The sequence below is a fragment of the Polaribacter sp. Hel1_33_78 genome, from assembly GCF_900106075.1.
Lineage (GTDB): Bacteria > Bacteroidota > Bacteroidia > Flavobacteriales > Flavobacteriaceae > Polaribacter.
Genome location: NZ_LT629794.1, coordinates 186,776 through 207,484, shown reverse-complemented (window position 1 = coordinate 207,484; position 20,709 = coordinate 186,776). Strand labels below are relative to the sequence as shown.

The window sequence follows — 20,709 nt, the reverse complement described above, 5'->3', positions numbered from 1 at the left end:
CATCCAGTTAAAAATTAATTATTCTACTAATTACATGTTTCAAAACAAAAGTAAAAAAATAAAATCTTAACGCAACCTTTTAAAAGTATTTGCACCTAATACATATAATTATTAAAAAAATAGTTTAAAATGAAAAAAATAATCTTACCCCTAATATTATTAATTGCTTCAATATCTTTTTACAACTGCGAATCCAATGCTATAAATGAGACAACAAACCCTATAATTGAAGACCCAAACCCAATAACAAATCTTTCATTTGAAGAGGCCTACACTTTTGAGGCAAATCTTTTAGGAGGACCTCATATTGGAATGACGAGTTCAACATCAGAAAATAGCTTATATATTTCATGTAGAGAAAATGAGTCCTCAGGGAATACAACTGAAGAAGAGATTTTTAAATTAAACCTAGACACAAATCAACTAACTAGAAAAAACACCTCTCCTGGTGGATTTATTACAAAACAATTAACCATTAGTAACAATCAACTTGTATCAATTGGTGGCACCGAATTAAAAACCTACGACTTAAACATCGTTGATGAACCTTCAAGTAGAAGTTACTTTGGTATAGATGCAAAAAACCCATATTTCACTCTAAGTAAGTTTGGAATTGCAACGGACAATGGAAACACCTACATAATAGGAGGGTATCGACCTGATACCTCAACGAAAGAAAATAAAAAAATTTACAAACTAAATATTAATTCTGAAGAACTATTTGAAGAAATTATTGACACTCCTGAAACTATGATTGGAGCCAGTGCTGCAGTAGTAAATGAAAAAATATATGTCTTTGGAGGTGCTTTGTATGAAGATTTTCAGGCAACAAATAAAATTTATATTTATCCTTTAGATAATTCATTAAATTATGAAGAACTTAGTATGACCGCAGCAGCAGATGTTACTTATGTTCATAAATATGGAGAGATCATACTAATAGCTGGACATAAAGGGCTTTATGCGGATGATAAAACTTCTTTTATTGGTACATTTGACCCTAGTACAAATATTTTTAAAGAAATTGAAACTAATTTAGATTCCGAAGGAGGCCTAAAAGCCATTCATCAAATGATGGTGAAAGACGATAAAATAAATATTTTATTTGGCAGTCCAGGTAATGGCCAAAATGTACAATCTGAATGGTCAATTCTAACAGCAAGTTTAAAATAAATATGCACAAAACAACACATGAAAGAGAGTTGTATTTTTTTTTGAAGAGAACTTCTATTTATTTCAAATAATTGATACTAAATTAAGTAAACCACTTATTAATCTTAATAAAAATCAGTTATAGATATAGAAGTTCTCATACAAAAATGTTGCCGTCAAAATTTAAGTGCACAAACCAAAATTTATAGCTTGTTTGCTGATAAACTCTTCAGAGTATGCCTAAAATATTCTAAAAATCAGCAAGATGCACAAGACACACTGCAAGATAGTTTTATAATGATATTTAAAGATATTTCAAAATTTAAAAACAAAGGTTCTTTTGAAGGATGGTTAAAAAGAGTTACTGTAAATGTAGCTCTTCAAAAATTCAGAAATCAATCTATATTGCAATTTGACTCAATAGAAAATTTTCAAATACCTGAAGAAGATGTCTTTGTAAATATTGATGAAAAAAATATAAATCTTGATTATCTATTATCTTTAATTAAAGAACTGCCTCCTAAATATCAAATAGTTTTTAACCTATATGTTTTAGATGGATATTCTCATCAAGAAATTTCTGAGCTACTCAAAATATCTATAGGTACATCAAAATCTAATCTTTATAGAGCGCGAAAAATATTACAAAAAAAAATAAATGATGAATCTGAAATAAATAAATTATGCAGATTAGCTTAGACAAATTATTCCAAAAAAAAATACAAACTTCTGAAGTTAATCTACCTTCTGAAGTTTGGATTGCTATTGAGACTAAGTTAAGAAAAAGAAGACGAGTGCGTATTTTTTGGTCAGTTTTTGGAATCAGTTTTGTAATATTAATAATTTCTATATTAGTGTTTTATCCTCCTAAAAAAGAGTTACCAATAAATTTTCACAAGAACACAAATTTAAAAGAATTGAAGGATGAACAAGTTAAAACTAAAAAGAAAAGCAACTTAATAAAAGACTTAAAAAATAAAAAAACCAAGAAAATATTTTCCCCAGTTTCAAATATTTCAGTTGAAAAGAGATCTGAATTATCAAATAGCCAAAACTATAATACAATAAAAACAAAGGATAATAATAAATTAGAATCAAATCGCCATAAAAAAGCATATGATTATAATAAAACAGAAGAAATTCTAAAAGATGATAGTTTTCAAAAAGATAAAAAAAGTATTTCGGTTAAGAAAAAAATAAATAAAATTGATTCTTTAGCACATAAGCGTAAAAAAGATTCGTTACCTGTTAAAAATGAAAAAAAATGGATTGTTACACCAGTTTTTGGCTTTTCAAATTCAGGTCGATTTACAAAAAACAGCTCAGTGATCGATAGTCGTTTTGATGATAATCCATCATCTGGCTTAATTTCAAAATTGTTTGGATATAAAATTGGATTTAAACTATCGGATAAGGTTTATTTACAAACAGGAATTATATCAAAAGAGCTTAGCTTCATTACAAAGGAATTATTTCTTAAGGGAATTAAAGGAAATAATAGTTTATTAAATGTAAATTATGATCCTGACGTTCTTATTAGGTTTTCAAACAACAACCGAAACCTCCCTGGTGAACCTGAGGCTCAAAAATCAGATTTAATCCAAACAATTGGATACTTAGAATTGCCAATTGAAATTAAATACAGACTCTATAACAAATCAAAATTCAGAACTAATTTTATTGGGGGTTTAAGTTTATTATACTTAAACAAAAACGAAATTCTTGCAAAAACAGATTTATTTACTAAAAAAATTGCGACAGCAAATAATTTATCAACTTACAGTGTTAGTTTTAATATCGGATTAGATATTGATTATAATTTATCTAGACGATTTGTTTTTAATACGGCTATAATGTTTAAAAAACATTACCAAACTTATAATAGGTATAGCGACAAAACAGCACCTTTTGTAATAGGCATGCACACCGGAATAGGCTATAGGTTTTAATACTTTAGAAGTATAGAGCGATTAAAAATCTAATATATCTCAAACCTTCCTGTAGCTGATTCCAGTTTTACAGTATATACTCCTTTTGGCAAATAATACTTTCCGTTTTTAGCATTTTTTAAAGCACTCTCTTTGTATTTACTAACAAAAGCTTTTCTACCTTTTTTAGAGAAAGAAACATCATATAAAACTTCATTAAAACCTTTATCTGCGTCCACAGAGATTGAATTTACTTTTATATCGTTAGAAAAAACATCAACAATAACTTTTTTCGTTTCATTTGAGTAGAAAGAAATATTTATTTCGGGAATATTCGGAGGAGACCAGTTACCTCTAGAGCTTCCCCAATTGTTGCTTTTTCTTATCGAATTAATTGCAAAAAAATGTGCTGATTTTTCGGCTAAATCATCCGTAAGCAATTGTAAAGGAGCAATGTTTGCTTTGTATAAACTTCGTCCATGAGTGCCAATAATTAAATGTTTTGCTGTAGGCTGAATCACTAAATCATGCACAGCCACATTCGGTAAATTCCTTGAAAAAACTTCCCAAGAGTTCCCTTTATTAAAAGAAACATACAGCCCATTATCTGTGCCAACATACAACATGTTTTTGTTTACAGGGTCTTCCTTAATTACATTTACTGAAGCTATTGGAATTGCGTTTCCAATATTTTTCCAAGTTTGTCCAAAATCATCAGACATAAAAATATATGGTGTAAAATCATCAAATCTGTAACCGTTTAAACTTATATAAACGCGTTCTTTTTTATGTGATGAGGCTACAATTCTAGAAACCCATAAATCTTTTGGAAATGAATTTGAAATCTTTGACCAAGAACCTCCACCGTTTTTAGAAATATGCACTAATCCATCATCTGAGCCTGCATATAATAATCCAAATTGAAACGGACTTTCAGAAATAGTAGTTAAGGTTCCATAAGCTACATTCCCTTTTTTCCCGCCAGATGATAAATCTCCCGAAATAGTTTCCCAAGTATGTCCTTGATTTAAACTTCTGTGTAATTTATTACCTCCTAAATATAAAATATCTTGATTGTGTTTTGATAAATGAATGGGTGTTTGCCAATTAAATCTATACGGGGCTTCTCCTAAAGAATGTTTGGGCTGAATATATGTTCTTTTTCCTGATGCTCTATCAATTCGAAAATAATTTCCAAATTGATATCCTGTATACACAATATTTGGATTTCTATCATCTACTTGCACTTGCATTCCATCACCTCCCATAATAGATTCATAGGGATTTTGCCCTGTTTGATGCCAACGTTTGTTGATTTTAGCATCATGTGATGCTGTCCAAACACCGTTGTCTTGCAATCCTCCATATACCTTGTAATTTTTCTGATTATCTGCATACACAGAATAAAATTGTCCAACAGCAGGACTATTTAATTTTATCCAACTGTCCCCATCATCATAAGACATGTTTAAACCTCCATCATTTCCATTTAAAATATGTCCAGATTTCTTTGGGTTTACCCATAAAGCTTGATGATCTGAATGTACATTTTCTCTACTAATTGATTTAAATGTTTTTCCTCCATTTTTCGATTTTAAAATTGGAACTCCCATTACATAAATTCCATTTTCATCTTGATAATCTACTCTAATTTCACCAAAATAATATCCATAAGAATAATACAACCCATCTAAATAATCTTCATGCGTTTTTTTCCAAGACGCTCCTCCATCTATAGTTTTAAAAACTTCTGCTCCAACAACAGGGGTGTCAAATAACAAAGAATTTGCGTCTTCTAAATATTTGGCTAAATCTATTGGCTTTACAGAACCAACTCTCACCATTTGTTTTACATTCTCTGCTCTGTATTTTTCCTGAAATCCGTTGTTTTTTAAATATGAGTTTAACTTTTTATCTGTAAGATTTAAGAATGTTCCAGCAGACATTGTTTTAAAATCTTCTTTCGTTAAAGTACTTGAAGGTTTTTTGTTTGTATTTCCCTTTCTTCTAAACTGGCTATCATGCAAAGCATAAACAATATTTTCATTAAAAACAGCCAACCCAATTCTACCAACTCCATCTCCCATTGGAAAACCACTTTTATCTGAAACTTTTACCCAAGAATCTCCAGCATCTGTACTTTTATAAATGGCCGATTTGCTTCCATTTCCATGAAAATTCCATGCTTTACGATTTCTTTCCCAAGAAGCAGCATAAAGAGTCTCAAAGTTATTTGGGGCGGGCTGTACGTCAATTATACCTGTATTTTCATCAATAAACAAAGTTTTAGTCCATGTTTCTCCTCCATCCGTAGTTTTGAAAATTCCTCTTTCTTTATTCGAAGAATATAAATGACCAATAACTCCAATTACTACTTCATCTGTATTCTTTGGATTAATAAGAATTCTACTAATGTGGTGAGAATCTAACAAACCTACATTGTTCCAAGTTTTACCTTTATCTATAGATTTTAAAACACCTATTCCTGCATAAGACGAGCGAGAAGAATTTTTTTCACCAGTACCAACCCAAATTGTTCCGGAGCTCCAATCTATAGCGATATCTCCTACGTTTTGTGTTGCCGAACTATCTAAAACTGGTGTAAAAGTTGTTCCATTATTCTTTGTATACCACAAGCCTCCAGAGGCATAACCCACATAAAATTCCATGGTATTATTTGGGTTTACATCAATATCTGCAACACGTCCACTCATTATAGTTGGACCTATATTTGTAAAGTTGACGTTTTTTACTAGAGACGTTTTTTCTAAAATTTCTTTCTCTTTAAGAGCCTTTTCAATTAAAACAGCACTTTTAGCTGTTTGTTGCGCAATTAAAATACCGCTGAATAAAAAAAGTAAATACTGTATAATTTTTTTCATGTTTTGTTTATTGAATTAATAAGTTTATCAAAAGGATTAGAATACTTCTCTAATGGGCCTAAGTGATAAAAAAAATATTTTATTTTTTTTCACTAAATTAGCAATAATTAATCAATTAAATTTTTTGGGGAAATGGGAATCGTATATACAATAATTATTGGTGCTATTTGTGGATATATCGCTGATGCTCTTATGAAAAACAATGGCTATGGTTTAGTCATAAATATTATCATAGGTATTGCTGGTAGTTATATTGGAGGTTGGGCTTTTGCTCAATTAGGATTGACCATTAATGTTGGCCATACTATTCTAAATCAGATTATTATTGGTGCTGTTGGCGCTATTATTATTTTATTTATTCTTGGGCTTATTAGGGGAGGAAGAAATAGAGGAAGAAGAAATCGTTAATTTAAGCGAACTAAAAAAAATTAAAAGATGCTGAAGGGCATCTTATTTTTTGATGGTAAATTTCATGAAATAATATAAAGTGCATATTACAGACTCTTAACAATTAATCAATGTACATTTGCATTTCTATACAGAACAGAAAGAATTTCTTAAATATTATAAATGTCATTTAAAGACCTAGGTTTATCGGATGCTTTAGTGAAAGCAGTTCACGAAAAAGGATACACAGTTCCTTCTCCAATTCAACAAAAAGCAATTCCTCATATTTTAGAAGGAAAAGATATATTAGCTTCTGCACAAACAGGAACAGGAAAAACTGCAGGTTTTACTTTACCTGTTTTGCAGCATTTAGTAGCAACAAAGCACCCAAAATATAGACCTTTACGTGCACTCGTTTTAACCCCAACAAGAGAATTGGCCGCACAAGTACATGATAATATTAGAGAATACAGTAAATATGTTGACATAAGATCTGCTGTTGTTTTTGGTGGTGTAAAAGCAAAACCTCAAATTGCAACCTTAAGAAGTGGTGTAGATATCTTGGTAGCAACTCCGGGTAGATTATTGGACTTACACGATCAAAAAGCAGTTTCATTTAAGCGTGTTGAGGTTTTAATTCTCGACGAGGCAGATAGAATGTTAGATATGGGTTTTGTTAGAGATATTAACAAAATCATTAGCTTTATGCCTACAAAGCGCCAGAACTTACTATTCTCTGCCACTTTTTCTAATGATATCAAAAAGTTAGCTTCAGGAATTTTAAGAAATCCTGTTTCTGTAGAAACGGCTCCACAAAATTCAACAGCAAAAAAAGTAACACACAAGGTTTATAAGGTTGATAAAAGCAAAAAAACAGCGTTTACTATTAAGTTAATAAAAGACGGAAATTGGAACCAAGTTTTAATCTTTACAAGAACAAAACATGGTGCTAATAAATTAACTGAAAAACTAGTAAAAGCTGGAATTTCTGCTGCCGCAATTCACGGGAATAAAAGTCAAGGTGCTAGAACAAAAGCCTTAAAGAATTTTAAGGATAATACAATCAAAATTTTAGTTGCCACAGATATTGCAGCACGTGGTTTAGATATTCCTTTATTACCTCACGTTATTAATTTTGAGCTACCAAATGTACCAGAAGATTACGTTCATAGAATTGGTAGAACAGGAAGAGCAGGAGCGGCAGGAGAAGCAATTTCTTTGGTGTGTAGTGAAGAAAGTGAATACCAAAGTGAAATAGAAAAATTACTAAAAGAGAAATTAAAATCTACGATTGTAGAAGGTTTTGAACCAACAGATACAGCTCCTCCTAAAAGAGCAGCTTCACAGAGCAAAGGTTCTTTTGGGAAGAAAAATAAATCAAGAAATTCAAATTCACCGAAAGCAAATAAAACAAAAAGTAAAGCATATTTTAGAGAGAACAAATCGGCGGATACTACTTCGGGAAGAGGAAGAACTGGAGCACCTAAAAAGAAACGTTACTAAAAAAATACTGCAAGGTTAAAAAACAGTTTAGGCCAGCGTAATTTCAAAGTTAATAGCAATAGAAATATTATTACCTTTGTATTTCAACATAAATACAGCTGTATGAAATACGATAAAATTAACTCACAATTATTTATAAAAAATCGCAAAAACTTTGCTTCAGCAATGAAGCCAAATAGTTTAGCGATTTTTAATTCTAATGATATTTATCCAATAAGTGCAGATAGTACTATTCCTTTTGAACAGCACACAGATATTTTATATTTAAGCGGCGTAAATCAAGAAGAAAGTGTTCTGGTATTGTTTCCTGATTGTCCTAATGAAAACCTGCGAGAAATTTTATTTGTAAGAGAAACCAATGATCACATTGCTGTTTGGGAGGGTGAAAAATTAACAAAAGAAGCGGCTTTTGAAACATCCGGTATTAAAACAGTTTACTGGTTGCAAGATTTAGAGAAAGTGTTTTTCGAAATGTCTTGTTACTGTGATACTTTTTACATCAATACCAATGAACACTATAGAGCCAATGTAGAAACAGAAACGCGTGAAGATCGTTTTACAAAATGGTTGCTAGCAAAATATCCTGCACATTCTGTAGCAAAAAGTAATCCTATTTTGCAACGTCTGCGCGCTGTAAAAGATCCAATTGAATTAGACTTAATGCAACAGGCTTGTAATATAACAGAGAAAGGGTTTCGTAGAATTTTAAAATTTATAAAACCAGCTGTTTGGGAATATGAAATTGAAGCAGAATTATTGCATGAATTTGTTAGAAACCGTTCAAAAGGATTTGCTTACACGCCAATTATTGCTTCAGGGAATAACGCAAATGTATTACACTATATAGAAAATAATCAACAATGTAAGGCTGATGATTTAATCTTATTGGATGTTGCCGCAGAATATGCGACTTACAAAAGTGATTTAACGAGAACAGTGCCTGTTTCTGGTAAATTTTCTGACAGACAAAAAGCAGTTTACAATGCTGTAAATCACGTAAAAAAAGAAGCTACAAAAATGCTACTTCCAGGAACTTTATGGAAAGAATATCATGTAGAAGTTGGCAAAATAATGACCTCAGAATTACTTAAATTAGGTTTAATAGACAAAGCTGATGTTCAAAATGAAGATAAAGATTGGCCTGCTTATAAAAAATATTTCATGCACGGAACTTCCCACCACATTGGTTTAGACACCCATGATTATGGCTTATTACACGAACCAATGCAAGCAAATAATGTGTTTACTGTAGAGCCTGGAATTTATATACCTAAAGAAGGTTTTGGAATTCGTTTAGAAGATGATGTTGTAATTCAAGAAAAAGGGGAACCTTTTAATTTAATGGGTAATATTCCTATTGAAGCAGCTGAAATTGAAGACATTATGCAAGGTTAAACTTGAAATATACATACTTAAAAAACGAGTTATACAACTCGTTTTTTTTATGCTAACGAATTTATAAAACCAATCGTTTTGGTATTAAAAGTTTCTGGTTGCTCTACGTTTACAACATGACCACAATTATCAATTACAAAAAGGGATGAGGTAACATGTTTAGAAACAATATTTTTTATTGAGGGTAAAAACAAATGATCCTCTGCCCCCATAACATATAATGTGGGAATCTTAATATCTTTTGTTCTAAAAAATCGCAGCAACGGATTAATTTCTGAAGTCAATTTAAACCATCGTAAAAATTCTTTTTGATATAATTTCTTCGCTTCATTTACAAACAATAATCTCGACTTTTTATGATTTCTCTTAGGCATAATAATAAATGCAAAGAGTTTATATAAAAGCATATAAGGAACCACCGATTTAAAAATATTACCCACTTTCATTAAAACTTGAGAGCGAAAATTCATCTTTATAATGGCACCACCCATAATCATACTTTGCACCAAATCAGGTCTTTTCTCAGCTAAATTCCGAATCAAAATTGTGCCCAAAGAGATTCCAATAAAATGAGATTTTTCTATTTTAATATGGTCAATAACCTCAACAATATCTGAAGTAATAGAATCAAAAGTATACTTTGTTTTAAAGGTATCTTTTAGCTTTGGCTTGCTATTTCCGTGACCTCGTAAATCTAAGATTAAAACATTAAAATGTTTTTTAAAATCGCGCACCTGTTTGTACCAAATAGAACTACTGCCTCCTGCTCCGTGAACAAAAGTTACCCACTTTGTGGATGTTTTATGAGAATAAGAATAGTAATTTAACAAGTGCCTTTTGTCTAATTTTGTAATTAATCTTTACAAAAATAAGGCTTTTAATTTTATAAAGACTTAAACACCAATTTGAAGGTTAATTAATTTAAAATAAGAAACCTATTCTCCTTTTTTTCAATTTTTCGTAAATTACCTACAGAATAAAATCTAATTCTGAAAAAAGTAAAAAAATGAAATTTAATTACGAAAAAGAACTTGAAAAATTACACATAGAACTAGTACACATGCAAGAATGGGTAAAAAAAGAAGGTTTAAAAGTGGTTGTTATTTTCGAAGGTAGAGATGCTTCTGGAAAAGGTGGCACAATTAAACGTTTTACAGAGCCTTTAAACCCTAGAATCTGTAAAGTGGTTGCTTTGGGCGTGCCTACAGAGAGAGAGAAAACACAATGGTATTTTCAAAGGTATGTGCAATATTTACCCGCTGCTGGCGAAATTGCACTTTTTGATAGAAGTTGGTACAATAGAGCAGGTGTAGAAAAAGTAATGGGGTTTTGTACAAATGATGAATATGATGAGTTTTTACGTTCTTGTCCCGAATTTGAACGCATGTTAGTTAGGTCTGGAATAATCGTTTTAAAATACTGGTTTTCGGTGAGTGATGAAGAACAAGAAAGACGTTTTAAAAATCGAATTTCTAATCCTTTAAAACGCTGGAAATTTAGTCCTATGGATTTAGAATCGCGCGCTAAATGGTTAGAATATTCTAAAGCTAAAGATCAAATGTTTGCACATACAGATACAAAACAAGTTCCTTGGTTTGTGGTAAATTCTGACAATAAAAAGAAAGCTAGGCTAAATTGTATTAGTCATGTTTTAAGCAAAATTCCCTATGAAAAATTAGATGTAAAACCTATAGAACTTCCTCCATTGCCAGATGGTAAAGGATACGTAAGACCTCCAATGGATTATCAAACTTTTGTGCCAGAGAAGTTTTAATAGCGCATTTTTATAAAATAAAGAAAAAGACAAACATTTCTGTTTGTCTTTTTTATTTTAACACAAGTTTAGTTCCTATATTTTTTTGCTGTTTTGTTTTTTGTAAACACAAATTTCAGAAATTTTAGACAACAATAAACTAAAAAAAGATTTTTGTGAGCATTAAAAAGTTACTTTTTCTGTATCAAATTCAACCCAACGAAAACCAGAAAAGCAGGAATTACCCAACCCAAACTAAATTCAGCTAGGGGAATTATACTTTTAATTCCTGTTAAGTTTTCTCTGGGTATGATGAATCCTAAAAAATCTGGAATACTAAAGATAAAGGTTACCAAAACCACCCCTCTAAAAACAAGTTTTGTACCATATTTATTTGGGACAATATTTAGTAAAATCAACACAATTGTAATTGGATATAAAAACATTAATGCGGGTACCGCTAATGTAATAATAAAATCTACTTGATAACTACCTACAATAATTCCGATTACAGAAGCAATTGCAGCTGTAGCAATGTAGGCTGTTTTAGAACCTTTAAAAATTCCTTTGATATAATCTGCTGTTCCTGTTACAATACCAACTGCAGTTGTAAAACATGCTAAAGCAACAGAAATACTTAAAAAAGCGGCTCCAAAATTACCCAACGTTTTTGTACCTAGTCCTGATAAAACTTCAATTCTTGTGGCGTTTTCTGCAAATGTTGCACTGAATAAAGATCCGCTTAAAATTAAACCTCCATAGACTAAAAACAAACCTGTTCCTGCAATAAATCCTGCTTTCGTTATCAGCTCTTTTTTTGCTTCAAAAGAAGTATGCCCTCTTAAGTTTAAAGAGATTATAATTACTGCACCAACAACGACACCTCCAATGGCATCAAAAGTTTGATAACCTTCTAAAATTCCGTCTACAAAAGGGGTTGTAAATGTTGATGAATTTACGGTTCCTGAAGAAGTAAAAATGGCAATTACAATAATTACCAATAGAATTAAAACAATAATTGGGGTTAAAAACTTACCAATTAAACTGATGATTTTAGAACGATTTACCGCAAAAATAAAGACCAATAAAAAGTAAATACTACTTGTTAGTAAAGAGCTTGTTCCAAAAAAAGGGTGAATTGCCATCTCATGTGTTACAGAAGCTGTTCTTGGTGAAGGAATTGCAATTGCAATTGTATAAATGAGTAAACAATAAACAGTGCTAAAAAACGGAGAAACTTTCTTCCCGAAATCGTATAAAGTCCCTTGCAGTTTTGCGTGTGCAAAAATTGCCAAAATAGGAATTGTTACGGCGGTTAGTACAAAACCAATAACAACAATCCACCAGTCTAAGCCTGATTTTACGCCTAAAGTGGGTGGTAAAATTAAATTTCCTGCGCCAAAAAAGAGCGAAAATAATGCAAAACCTGCAATCCAAATTTCTTTTTTCTTATTCAAAATTATTTAACTTTTTTAAGATTTAAGTCATGAAAATCGAAACTAAAATCTGTTATTGGTGCAATGTATTTCATTTTTGCGCTCGTTGCATTTCCTTTTTCATCAAAATAAAATTGCACAAATACATCTGCATCATAGCTTCTATTCTTCCATTTAGCAACAAAGGTTGTTTGATTGTATGGCAATAATTCACCAACTAAGTTCAAAGAACGTTCACATTTTATACTGTACGTTTTTCCATCATTAGAAATTATAATATTTCCAAACCAATCATCTTTATAAGTACCTACAATTTGGGATGCTTTTGGTACGTTTTTATTCGTTTTAGCAATTGCTGATTTCGTAAAAACTGCTGCTTTTATGCTATCATTATATTTTAAATAATTGGCGTTTTTAGTTCCATAGTTGTTTAACCAATCTCTATCTTCATACCCTAAATAGGTGTCTTTTATCGTATTTGTAATGGTATTAAATGCGCTTCCATTCATTTGATTGGTTAATACCACAATGGCTAAACCTAAATCAGGAATCATGGTAAACTGAGTTACTGTGCCAAGCAGACCTCCTGTATGATAAACTTGTTTGTAACCGCCTTTTACATCCGTTAAAAACCAACCTAAACCATACCCTCTAAAATTAGCACTATAACTGTCGTTTTTTCTAACTTTTAAAGGAGTCTGTAATTGCCATAATTCATGAAATTGTTTCGCGCTCAATAATCGTTTTCCATCTTTGGTAACGGCATCATTCATTAAAAAATTTGCCCAGGTAAGCATGTCATGTACGTTGCTCACAATGCCTCCAGCAGGATTTGCAGTTGCACTCCAATCATGCGGAATTTGAATCACTTTTCCTTCTGCTCTTGTGTGTGCGTCAATAATATTTGTTCTATCTGTAACCCTATTATAAGATGCTTTACTATGCGTCATTCCAACAGGATTCATTATTTTAGTTTCAATAAATTCTTCCCAAGAAAGACCACTTGCCCGTTTTAAAACTTCCCCTGCAATAATAAACATATTGTTATTATACGTAAACTCACTTCTAAATGAACTCACAGGTTTTAAATATTTTACATTCTTAATAACATCTTTAGATGTAAAATTATTTCCTTCAGGAAAAAACATCAAATCTCCTGCTCCTAAGCTCATTCCGCTTCTATGCGTTACCAAATCTCTCACAGTAAATTGCGCTGTTACCCAAGCATCATATAACTGAAATTCCGGAATGTGTTTTCTTACTTTATCATCCCAATTTAGCTTTCCTGCATCTACCAGCATCGCCAAAGCAAAACAAGTAAAGCCTTTGCTGTTAGAAGCAACACCAACCAGAGTGTTTTCGTTCATCTCTTTTTTGTTGGTTAAAGAACGAACGCCATGACCTTTTGCGTAAACAATTTTCCCGTCTTTTATAATTCCGACAGAAATTCCAGGAACGTCAAAAGTTTGTAAGGTCTCTTTTACCAAATTATCGAGCTGTTTGCCATCAATTTGTGCGTTTATAGATAAGGAAACTATAAATAGGACAAGAAGTGATACTTTTTTGAAAAACATAAGACTAGTTGTATTGAATTCACCTCAAATATAGTAAATAGTTTATGATGTTTTAAGTTTCTAAAAACGAATCAAATGGTATCTTTGTTTCTATGGTTTTAGCTTATAAAAACGCGGATATTTATTATACGGATCAAGGAAAAGGTACCGCTATAGTTCTGATTCATGGGTTTTTAGAGAATGCTAGCATGTGGAATGATATTGCTCCAGAACTTAGCAAAAGAAACAGAGTAATTACGGTTGATTTATTGGGTCATGGAAATTCTGATTGTTTAGGGTATCTCCATTCTATGGAATTGTTTGCAGAAACCATCAAAGCAGTAATAAAACATTTAAAAATTAGAAAGTATATTTTGGTTGGTCATTCTTTAGGAGGTTATATTTCTTTAGCGCTCGCCAAAACAAACCCTGTGCAAATAAAGGGGCTGTGTTTGGTAAATTCAACTTCTAATGAAGACCCTGAAGAACGCAAAAAACTAAGAACCAGAGCTAATAAAATGGCAAAAAATAATTTTGAAAGCATGGTAAAAATGTCAATTTCAAATTTATTTCATTCCAAAAACTTGTTAAAATTTAAAGACGAAATTGAAGCCGTAAAAAAGGAAGCTTTAAAAACTTCTATTCAAGGTTATATTGCTGCCAATGAAGGGATGAAAAATAGGGAAAACACCAATCATATTTTATTAGAAAGCAATTTTAAAAAGTTACTCATTATTGGCGAGAAAGATCCTGTTTTAGACTTTCAAACATCGCTAGAAGAAGCTAAAAATACCAATTCTGATTTTGTTGTTTATCCTGATGGACATATGAGTCATATTGAGAATACATCCGAATTGATTGCAACCTTAAAAAAATTTATAAAAAGTTGCTAAATATTTAATATTTTTAAAGCTCAAATCATTTTATTCCATGACAAAAAAAATGCTTTGCACAATCCTGTTCAGTGCCTGCTTCCTTGTGCATACTATTTCCGCTCAAACATCCATCAAAAAAGAGAATGATGCCTGGGTTTTATTGGTGGATGAAAATCCTTTTGAAGTGAAAGGAGTTACTTTTGGCTATGAAAATGATGTAGCAAATTATGACAAACATTTTAAAGATTTAAATTTTTTAGGAGTCAATACCATTAGAACTTGGGGTTCCGGAAAAAACACCAAAAAATTATTAGATGCTGCTCATAAACACCAAATAAAAGTTATGTTAGGTATATGGATGCGCCATGGAAGACCCGGTATGGAAGCAGATGATTCTTTTGATTATTTAGAGAATGAAAAAGGAAAAAAAGAGCTTTATGACGAGGCCATTAAAGTTGTTGAAACGTATAAAAACCATCCTGCAATTTTAACTTGGGGAGTAGGAAATGAGGTCTACTTAAACATGGCTACTGACCCTGAAAAAAAAGTGTATTCTAAACTATTAGAAACCATTTGTAAAAAGATAAAAGAACTTGATAAAAACCACCTTATTACCTCAGTAGAAGCCTGGACTTTTGGATTAGATTGGTGGCAAAAATATGTGCCTTCAATTGACATTTATGGGTTGAATAGTTATGGCGCTGGAGCTAGTTTTCTAACTTCAGAACTCGAAAAAAGAAAGATTGATAAACCTTATATAATTACTGAGTTTGGAGTTACGGGTGAATGGGACATTAAACAAGAAAAAAACGGCGTTAAAAAAGAACCTTCTGATTCACAAAAATATGATGCTATTGCAAAGGGATATATTAATTGGATTCAGAGTAAGCCTAATTGCTTAGGAGTGTATGTATTTAGTTTTGCTGACGGAAAAGATTTTATTGCTCCTTGGTTATTTACACATTACCAAGGTAATTATCGTCCACAATATTGGGCAATTAGAGAAGCATTTACCGAAAAAAAGCCGATAAATAATGTTCCTGAAATTCAAGAATTTACGTTGCCGGAAGGTGCTTTTAAAAGTGAAACTTGGGTACCTGTTTCTTTAAAAGTTTCTGACATTGAAAATGAAGCTTTACGTTTTAGTTTCTTTTACAATCAAAGAACAGGAAGCCGCAAGCGCAGAGATCAATTGAACAAACTCAATTTTAGAGGAAATTATACCAATGGCTTTCAGGTTAAATTACCAAAAGAGCATGGCGGTATTAAAGTATATGTAACCGTAAAAGACACCTATAATAATGTAGGTATTGCCTCCAACTCGATTCTCATTGAAGACGAAATCGCTAAACATAAAAAATTCTTGGTAGCCAAAGCAACGTTGCCTTTTTATGTCTATAAAGATGGGGAGAAAAACCCTTTTAGTCCAACTGCTTATATGGGGAATTACAAAGATATTGAGGTAGATTTACAGCACACAGAAGGGGTGCATTTTGGAAAAGCATCCTTAAGAATACGTTACAAAGAAGTATATAATTGGTATGGTTTAGGTTTTGTAGATCCGCCAAATAATTGGGGAGATAAGTTGGGTGGCTTCGATATTTCTGGAGCTACAACATTTAGTTTCTGGGCAAAAGCAAGTAAAAAAAAGGTGAAAGTTACCATTGGTTTTGGGTTAATTGGCAAAGACAAACCTTTTCCTGATTCTTCAAAAAAAGCTATTGAAATTAAACTTTCTACCAAATGGAAAAAGTATACGATTAAAACCGAAAAATTAGATCTTTCTTACATTAGATCTGGACTGGTACTCTTTTCTTCTGCGGATGGCACCGCACAAGATATTTTCTTAGATGATGTGGTTTTTGAGTAAATAAATACCCCATCAAAAAATAATGCGTGCTTAACTTTTTAAAAAACAATCAACTACCTTAAAGGTTTGATATAAAATATTCTATATAATTATTTTACCACAGTTTAAAAAAATAGCTTCAAATTGAAAAAAGAATACCTCTTTAAATCTGAAAGACTCGGATTTCGGAATTGGAATGAAAAGGACCTCACTGAATTTACGAAAATTAATGCTGATATGGCGGTGATGGAACATTTCCCAAAATCGCTAACGCATAAAGAAACCTCAGAATATATTGCAAGACTGCAAAACCATTATCAAGAAAATGGATATACCTACTTTGCAACTGAAATTTTAAAAACGGGAGAGTTCATCGGGTTTATTGGTTTAGCATACCAAGAATATAAAACTGATTTTACACCTGCAACTGATATTGGATGGCGATTGAAAAAAAATAGCTGGGGAAATGGATATGCAACCGAAGGTGCAAAAAAATGTCTTGAATTTGCGTTCAGTTCACTAAATTTAGATAGAATAATTTCAGTTTGTACGCAACAAAACAGCAAATCAGAAAGCGTTATGAAAAAAATAGGGATGCAAAAAGTTGGTGAGTTTAATCATCCAAAATTAAAAAAATATCCAAAACACCAAAAATGTATTTGCTACGAAATCAATAGGAATGTATGGCAAAACCTCACGTAAAAAACGTTCAATTAGTTTTGATATAAAATATTAAACGCTCATGTATCATTGTTTGGGCTTCATTACTTCGATCGAAAATCAAATTAACGCTTCTATAAATTGAGTAACAGTCGGTTGTATCATTGCTAAGAGAAACGATGTGGTAATCTGTTTTTTTTTTAGTTTTACTTCATGAAATTACTTTGATCATACTTCCCTCTGAATGCCCCAATATTTTGGTTATTCAGAAACTATCATAACAATAATTAACGAACCTAATGCTAGACAAGCTCACCGAAATATCCAAAAAAAAACCTAGTCTTTCTTTAAGCCATTCCAACCTTGCGCCTTTAATTCAATTTCTTGACCAGCTCTTGTAATTAAGTTTAAACCCTGATTTTCAGCAGTAACATGCCCTATAATAGAAAAATTTGGGTTCCCTTTTATATTGTCAAAATCAGCAATAGGCACTGTAAATAGCAATTCATAATCTTCACCACCGCTTAAAGCAACCATCGTAGAATCTAATTCAAATTCTTCACAGGTAGAAATAACTTGAGGGTCTAAAGGCAATTTATCTTCGTAGATTTTACAGCCTACTTTACTTTGTGTACAAATATGAAAAAGTTCTGAAGACAGTCCGTCAGAAATATCAATCATTGCCGTTGGCTTAATACTCAATTCTTTTAAAAAACCCGCAACATCATTTCGTGCTTCAGGTTTTAATTGACGTTCAATTAAATAGGTATAATTATCTAAATCTGGCTGATTGTTTGGGTCTACTTTAAAAACTTGCTTCTCTCTTTCTAAAACTTGTAGCCCTAAATAAGCGGCACCTAAATCACCAGTAACCACAATTAGATCGGTTTCTTTTGCGGTGTTTCTATACACAACATCTTCTTTGTTTGCTTTCCCAATGGCGGTAACAGAAATTAAAATTCCTTTGGTTGACGATGTTGTATCTCCGCCAATTAAATCTACTTTGTACGTTTCACACGCCAACTGAATCCCTGCATACAACTCTTCAATTGCTTCTAAAGGGAATCGATTAGAAACAGCAATAGAAACTGTAATTTGCTCTGCAACTCCGTTCATAGCATATACATCCGATAAATTAACCACTACGGCTTTGTAGCCTAAATGTTTTAACGGCATGTAACTTAAATCAAAATGTACGCCTTCTATTAACAAATCTGTGGTCACTAACGTTTGTTTTTCTGAGGCATCTAAAACAGCTGCGTCATCACCAACAGCTCTTACTGTTGACGAATTTTCAACCTTAAAATATTTTGTAATATGATCTATCAAACCAAACTCACCAAGTTCAGCTAACGATGTTTTTTGTGTGTTTTTATCTTCTAACATACTGCAAAGATAGGCACATTCTTAAATTTTATAGCGCATATTCAAAAGAGATGTATAACAACTTGAATTTAGTGGCAAATTAAAAGTATATGCATCGTAAAAAACTGATTTTCTTTTTGTTAACGAAAAGCTTCGCCTGTCAGACTATTTGTGAAACAATTTTGGTCTAAAAATATCTTAAAAATAAATTTTTTAATTTTTGGGGTGCTAAATTCTATTTAAAAAACAAGCTGGAATAAGAAAAAAAAATAACCACTTAAAAAAGTATAATGCTTTTACACTCCTTTTCCAAACTTTGGATAGTGGTTTTCAAATAACTGAATAGTTTAACTATTTTTAACTATTTTTAACTATTTTATCTATAAGTTAATCTTTAAATTTACATCTTAATAATTAAAATTAATTATGCTCAAGACATTTAAAACAATAATTTTTTTATTTTTATTTTCATTAGTCTTTTCTTGTTCTCCAGATGAAAAGGTTAATAATGATAGAGATGATGACCAAATAGTTAACTCTTCTGACAACTGCCCAGATACACAGAATGAAGACCAATTAGATTCAGATAATGACGGAATAGGAGATCTTTGTGATGATGATGATGACAATGATGGTGTTTTAGATACCGATGACAACTGTCCTTTAATTGCAAATCCTGCACAAACAGATGTAGATAATGACGGAAAAGGTGATACTTGCGACAATGATGACGATGATAGTGATAACGACGGTATAAAAGACAGTGAAGATAACTGTCCAAACATAGCAAACCCGAATCAAGAAGATGAAAATAATGACGGCATTGGTGACGCCTGTGCATCAACAAACAAATTTGTTTGTGAAAATGGAATTGCAAATGGGTACCCGTGTAATGATTATGATTTACTGTTAAATATACCTTTAGCTACTTTTTCTGCATCTGCGGGAAATGATTCTTGGGGCTGGACGGATGCTACAAATGGTAAAGAATACGCTATTATGGGGTTAAATAATGGTACCGCTTTTATAGATATTACAGATACCGAAAACCCTGTATACTTAGGTAAGTTACCTACAGCATCTGTTAATAGTAGCTGGAGGGATATTAAGGTTTATAAAGATCATGCTTTCATCGTCAGTGAAGCTTCTAATCACGGAATGCAAGTGTTTGATTTAACTAGATTAAGAAATGTTTCAAACACTCCGGCAACGTTTACAGCCGATACAAATTTCACTGAATTTGGAAAGGCTCATAATATTGTTATTAACGAAACGAGTGGTTATGCCTATATCGTAGGAGCAAGCGGAAATTCTACCTATGGCGGCGGTCCAATATTTATAAATATTCAAGACCCAAAAAACCCCGTTAGTGAAGGTGGTTTTAGTGAAGGAGGATATTCACATGATGCTCAAGTAATTACATACAATGGGCCCGATACAGATTATACTGGAAAAGAAATTTTAATTGGTAGTAATGAAAATGAAGTAGTAATAGCAGATATTACGGATAAAACAACACCAACCATAATTTCTACAATTAGTTATTCTAATGTAGCCTATGCGCATCAAGGGTGGTTTACTGAAGATTTAAAATATTTTATCTTAGGAGATGAATTAGATGAAAGAGATTTTGGAAATAATACAAGATCCATCATTTTTGATTTTACAGACTTAGACAATCCGTCGCATCATTTCGATTATTTTGGTAATACAGCAGCCATAGACCACAATGGATATGTAAAAGAGAATATTTATTATCAAGCAAATTATACCGCTGGTGTAAGAATGATTGATGTCTCGAATGGAGATAACAAAGATTTTAATGAAGTTGGATTTTTTGACACGTACCCAAATAACAATAATACAGCATTTAATGGTGTTTGGAATGTGTATCCTTATTTTCCGAGTGGAAATATTATTATTAGTGATATCGACAATGGTTTTTTTGTAATTAAAAAAAGTAACCCATAA

At 31.7% G+C, this 20,709-nt stretch carries 16 protein-coding genes; 11 read left to right on the top strand and 5 right to left on the bottom strand.

The annotated features are described in order from the left end of the window. Positions 1-129: 129 nt before the first annotated feature. The 3 genes from BLT88_RS00985 (at position 130) to BLT88_RS14205 (ending at position 3,101) form a co-directional block, all read left to right on the top strand. Positions 130-1,173, top strand: a complete 1,044-nt coding sequence (locus BLT88_RS00985; RefSeq protein WP_091952407.1) for a kelch repeat-containing protein — start codon at positions 130-132, stop codon at positions 1,171-1,173. Between the two features lie 120 nt (positions 1,174-1,293). Continuing rightward, positions 1,294-1,851 carry an RNA polymerase sigma factor gene (locus BLT88_RS00980; protein WP_036784428.1) on the top strand — a complete coding sequence of 186 codons (558 nt, stop codon included), beginning with the start codon at positions 1,294-1,296 and terminating at the stop codon, positions 1,849-1,851. Continuing rightward, complete coding sequence (locus BLT88_RS14205; protein ID WP_091952406.1) at positions 1,836-3,101, top strand: outer membrane beta-barrel protein; 1,266 nt, start codon at positions 1,836-1,838, stop codon at positions 3,099-3,101. The genes BLT88_RS00980 and BLT88_RS14205 overlap by 16 nt, the downstream gene beginning before the upstream one ends. Before the next feature lie 29 nt (positions 3,102-3,130). Here BLT88_RS14205 and BLT88_RS00970 read toward each other — a convergent pair whose 3' ends face one another. Continuing rightward, complete coding sequence (locus tag BLT88_RS00970; RefSeq protein WP_091952404.1) at positions 3,131-5,962, bottom strand: exo-alpha-sialidase; 2,832 nt, start codon at positions 5,960-5,962, stop codon at positions 3,131-3,133. A 132-nt stretch (positions 5,963-6,094) separates the two neighbouring features. Here BLT88_RS00970 and BLT88_RS00965 point away from each other — a divergent pair, with 132 nt between their 5' ends. From BLT88_RS00965 to BLT88_RS00955, 3 genes are all read left to right on the top strand, one after another. Further along, a complete protein-coding gene (locus BLT88_RS00965; RefSeq protein WP_091952402.1) occupies positions 6,095-6,370 on the top strand; it encodes a GlsB/YeaQ/YmgE family stress response membrane protein in 276 nt (91 codons plus the stop codon). 162 nt (positions 6,371-6,532) lie between these two features. Continuing rightward, the gene (locus BLT88_RS00960; protein WP_091952400.1) at positions 6,533-7,852 is read left to right on the top strand and encodes a DEAD/DEAH box helicase; all 1,320 of its coding nucleotides are present in this window, start codon (positions 6,533-6,535) and stop codon (positions 7,850-7,852) included. Positions 7,853-7,954: 102 nt separating this feature from the next. Then, positions 7,955-9,247, top strand: a complete 1,293-nt coding sequence (locus BLT88_RS00955) for an aminopeptidase P family protein (RefSeq protein ID WP_091952398.1) — start codon at positions 7,955-7,957, stop codon at positions 9,245-9,247. 47 nt (positions 9,248-9,294) lie between these two features. Here the strand turns inward: BLT88_RS00955 and BLT88_RS00950 are convergent, their stop codons facing one another. Continuing rightward, positions 9,295-10,077 (bottom strand): alpha/beta fold hydrolase, encoded by a 783-nt coding sequence (locus tag BLT88_RS00950; RefSeq protein ID WP_036784439.1) that lies wholly within the window; start codon positions 10,075-10,077, stop codon positions 9,295-9,297. A 176-nt stretch (positions 10,078-10,253) separates the two neighbouring features. Between BLT88_RS00950 and ppk2 the strand changes: the two genes are divergently transcribed. Beyond that, positions 10,254-11,021, top strand: coding sequence for a polyphosphate kinase 2 (ppk2, locus tag BLT88_RS00945; RefSeq protein ID WP_091952397.1), 768 nt, complete (start codon positions 10,254-10,256; stop codon positions 11,019-11,021). A gap of 170 nt (positions 11,022-11,191) precedes the next feature. Here ppk2 and brnQ read toward each other — a convergent pair whose 3' ends face one another. Beyond that, positions 11,192-12,457: a branched-chain amino acid transport system II carrier protein gene (gene brnQ, locus BLT88_RS00940; protein WP_091952395.1), complete on the bottom strand. Its 1,266-nt coding sequence runs from the start codon at positions 12,455-12,457 to the stop codon at positions 11,192-11,194. 2 nt (positions 12,458-12,459) lie between these two features. Further along, complete coding sequence (locus tag BLT88_RS00935; RefSeq protein ID WP_091952394.1) at positions 12,460-14,010, bottom strand: serine hydrolase; 1,551 nt, start codon at positions 14,008-14,010, stop codon at positions 12,460-12,462. A gap of 92 nt (positions 14,011-14,102) precedes the next feature. Between BLT88_RS00935 and BLT88_RS00930 the strand changes: the two genes are divergently transcribed. From BLT88_RS00930 to BLT88_RS00920, 3 genes are all read left to right on the top strand, one after another. After that, a complete protein-coding gene (locus BLT88_RS00930) occupies positions 14,103-14,882 on the top strand; it encodes an alpha/beta fold hydrolase (protein WP_091952392.1) in 780 nt (259 codons plus the stop codon). A 49-nt stretch (positions 14,883-14,931) separates the two neighbouring features. Then, the gene (locus tag BLT88_RS00925; protein ID WP_231960034.1) at positions 14,932-16,734 is read left to right on the top strand and encodes a glycoside hydrolase family 2 TIM barrel-domain containing protein; all 1,803 of its coding nucleotides are present in this window, start codon (positions 14,932-14,934) and stop codon (positions 16,732-16,734) included. 123 nt (positions 16,735-16,857) lie between these two features. After that, positions 16,858-17,415, top strand: a complete 558-nt coding sequence (locus BLT88_RS00920) for a GNAT family N-acetyltransferase (protein WP_091952391.1) — start codon at positions 16,858-16,860, stop codon at positions 17,413-17,415. 294 nt (positions 17,416-17,709) lie between these two features. Here the strand turns inward: BLT88_RS00920 and thiL are convergent, their stop codons facing one another. Further along, the gene (gene thiL, locus BLT88_RS00915; RefSeq protein ID WP_091952389.1) at positions 17,710-18,759 is read right to left on the bottom strand and encodes a thiamine-phosphate kinase; all 1,050 of its coding nucleotides are present in this window, start codon (positions 18,757-18,759) and stop codon (positions 17,710-17,712) included. Between the two features lie 405 nt (positions 18,760-19,164). Between thiL and BLT88_RS00910 the strand changes: the two genes are divergently transcribed. Then, complete coding sequence (locus BLT88_RS00910) at positions 19,165-20,709, top strand: choice-of-anchor B family protein (RefSeq protein WP_091952388.1); 1,545 nt, start codon at positions 19,165-19,167, stop codon at positions 20,707-20,709.

Excerpts from the sequence above, each read along its gene's own strand:
- BLT88_RS00910 (WP_091952388.1), top strand. The coding sequence starts at position 19,165 with ATGCTCAAGACATTTAAAACAATAATTTTTTTATTTTTATTTTCATTA.
- BLT88_RS00930 (WP_091952392.1), top strand. The coding sequence starts at position 14,103 with ATGGTTTTAGCTTATAAAAACGCGGATATTTATTATACGGATCAAGGA.
- BLT88_RS00955 (WP_091952398.1), top strand. The coding sequence starts at position 7,955 with ATGAAATACGATAAAATTAACTCACAATTATTTATAAAAAATCGCAAA.
- ppk2 (WP_091952397.1), top strand. The coding sequence starts at position 10,254 with ATGAAATTTAATTACGAAAAAGAACTTGAAAAATTACACATAGAACTA.
- BLT88_RS00925 (WP_231960034.1), top strand. The coding sequence starts at position 14,932 with ATGCTTTGCACAATCCTGTTCAGTGCCTGCTTCCTTGTGCATACTATT.
- BLT88_RS14205 (WP_091952406.1), top strand. The coding sequence starts at position 1,836 with ATGCAGATTAGCTTAGACAAATTATTCCAAAAAAAAATACAAACTTCT.
- thiL (WP_091952389.1), bottom strand. The coding sequence starts at position 18,759 with ATGTTAGAAGATAAAAACACACAAAAAACATCGTTAGCTGAACTTGGT.
- BLT88_RS00965 (WP_091952402.1), top strand. The coding sequence starts at position 6,095 with ATGGGAATCGTATATACAATAATTATTGGTGCTATTTGTGGATATATC.
- BLT88_RS00970 (WP_091952404.1), bottom strand. The coding sequence starts at position 5,962 with ATGAAAAAAATTATACAGTATTTACTTTTTTTATTCAGCGGTATTTTA.
- BLT88_RS00960 (WP_091952400.1), top strand. The coding sequence starts at position 6,533 with ATGTCATTTAAAGACCTAGGTTTATCGGATGCTTTAGTGAAAGCAGTT.
- BLT88_RS00985 (WP_091952407.1), top strand. The coding sequence starts at position 130 with ATGAAAAAAATAATCTTACCCCTAATATTATTAATTGCTTCAATATCT.
- BLT88_RS00935 (WP_091952394.1), bottom strand. The coding sequence starts at position 14,010 with ATGTTTTTCAAAAAAGTATCACTTCTTGTCCTATTTATAGTTTCCTTA.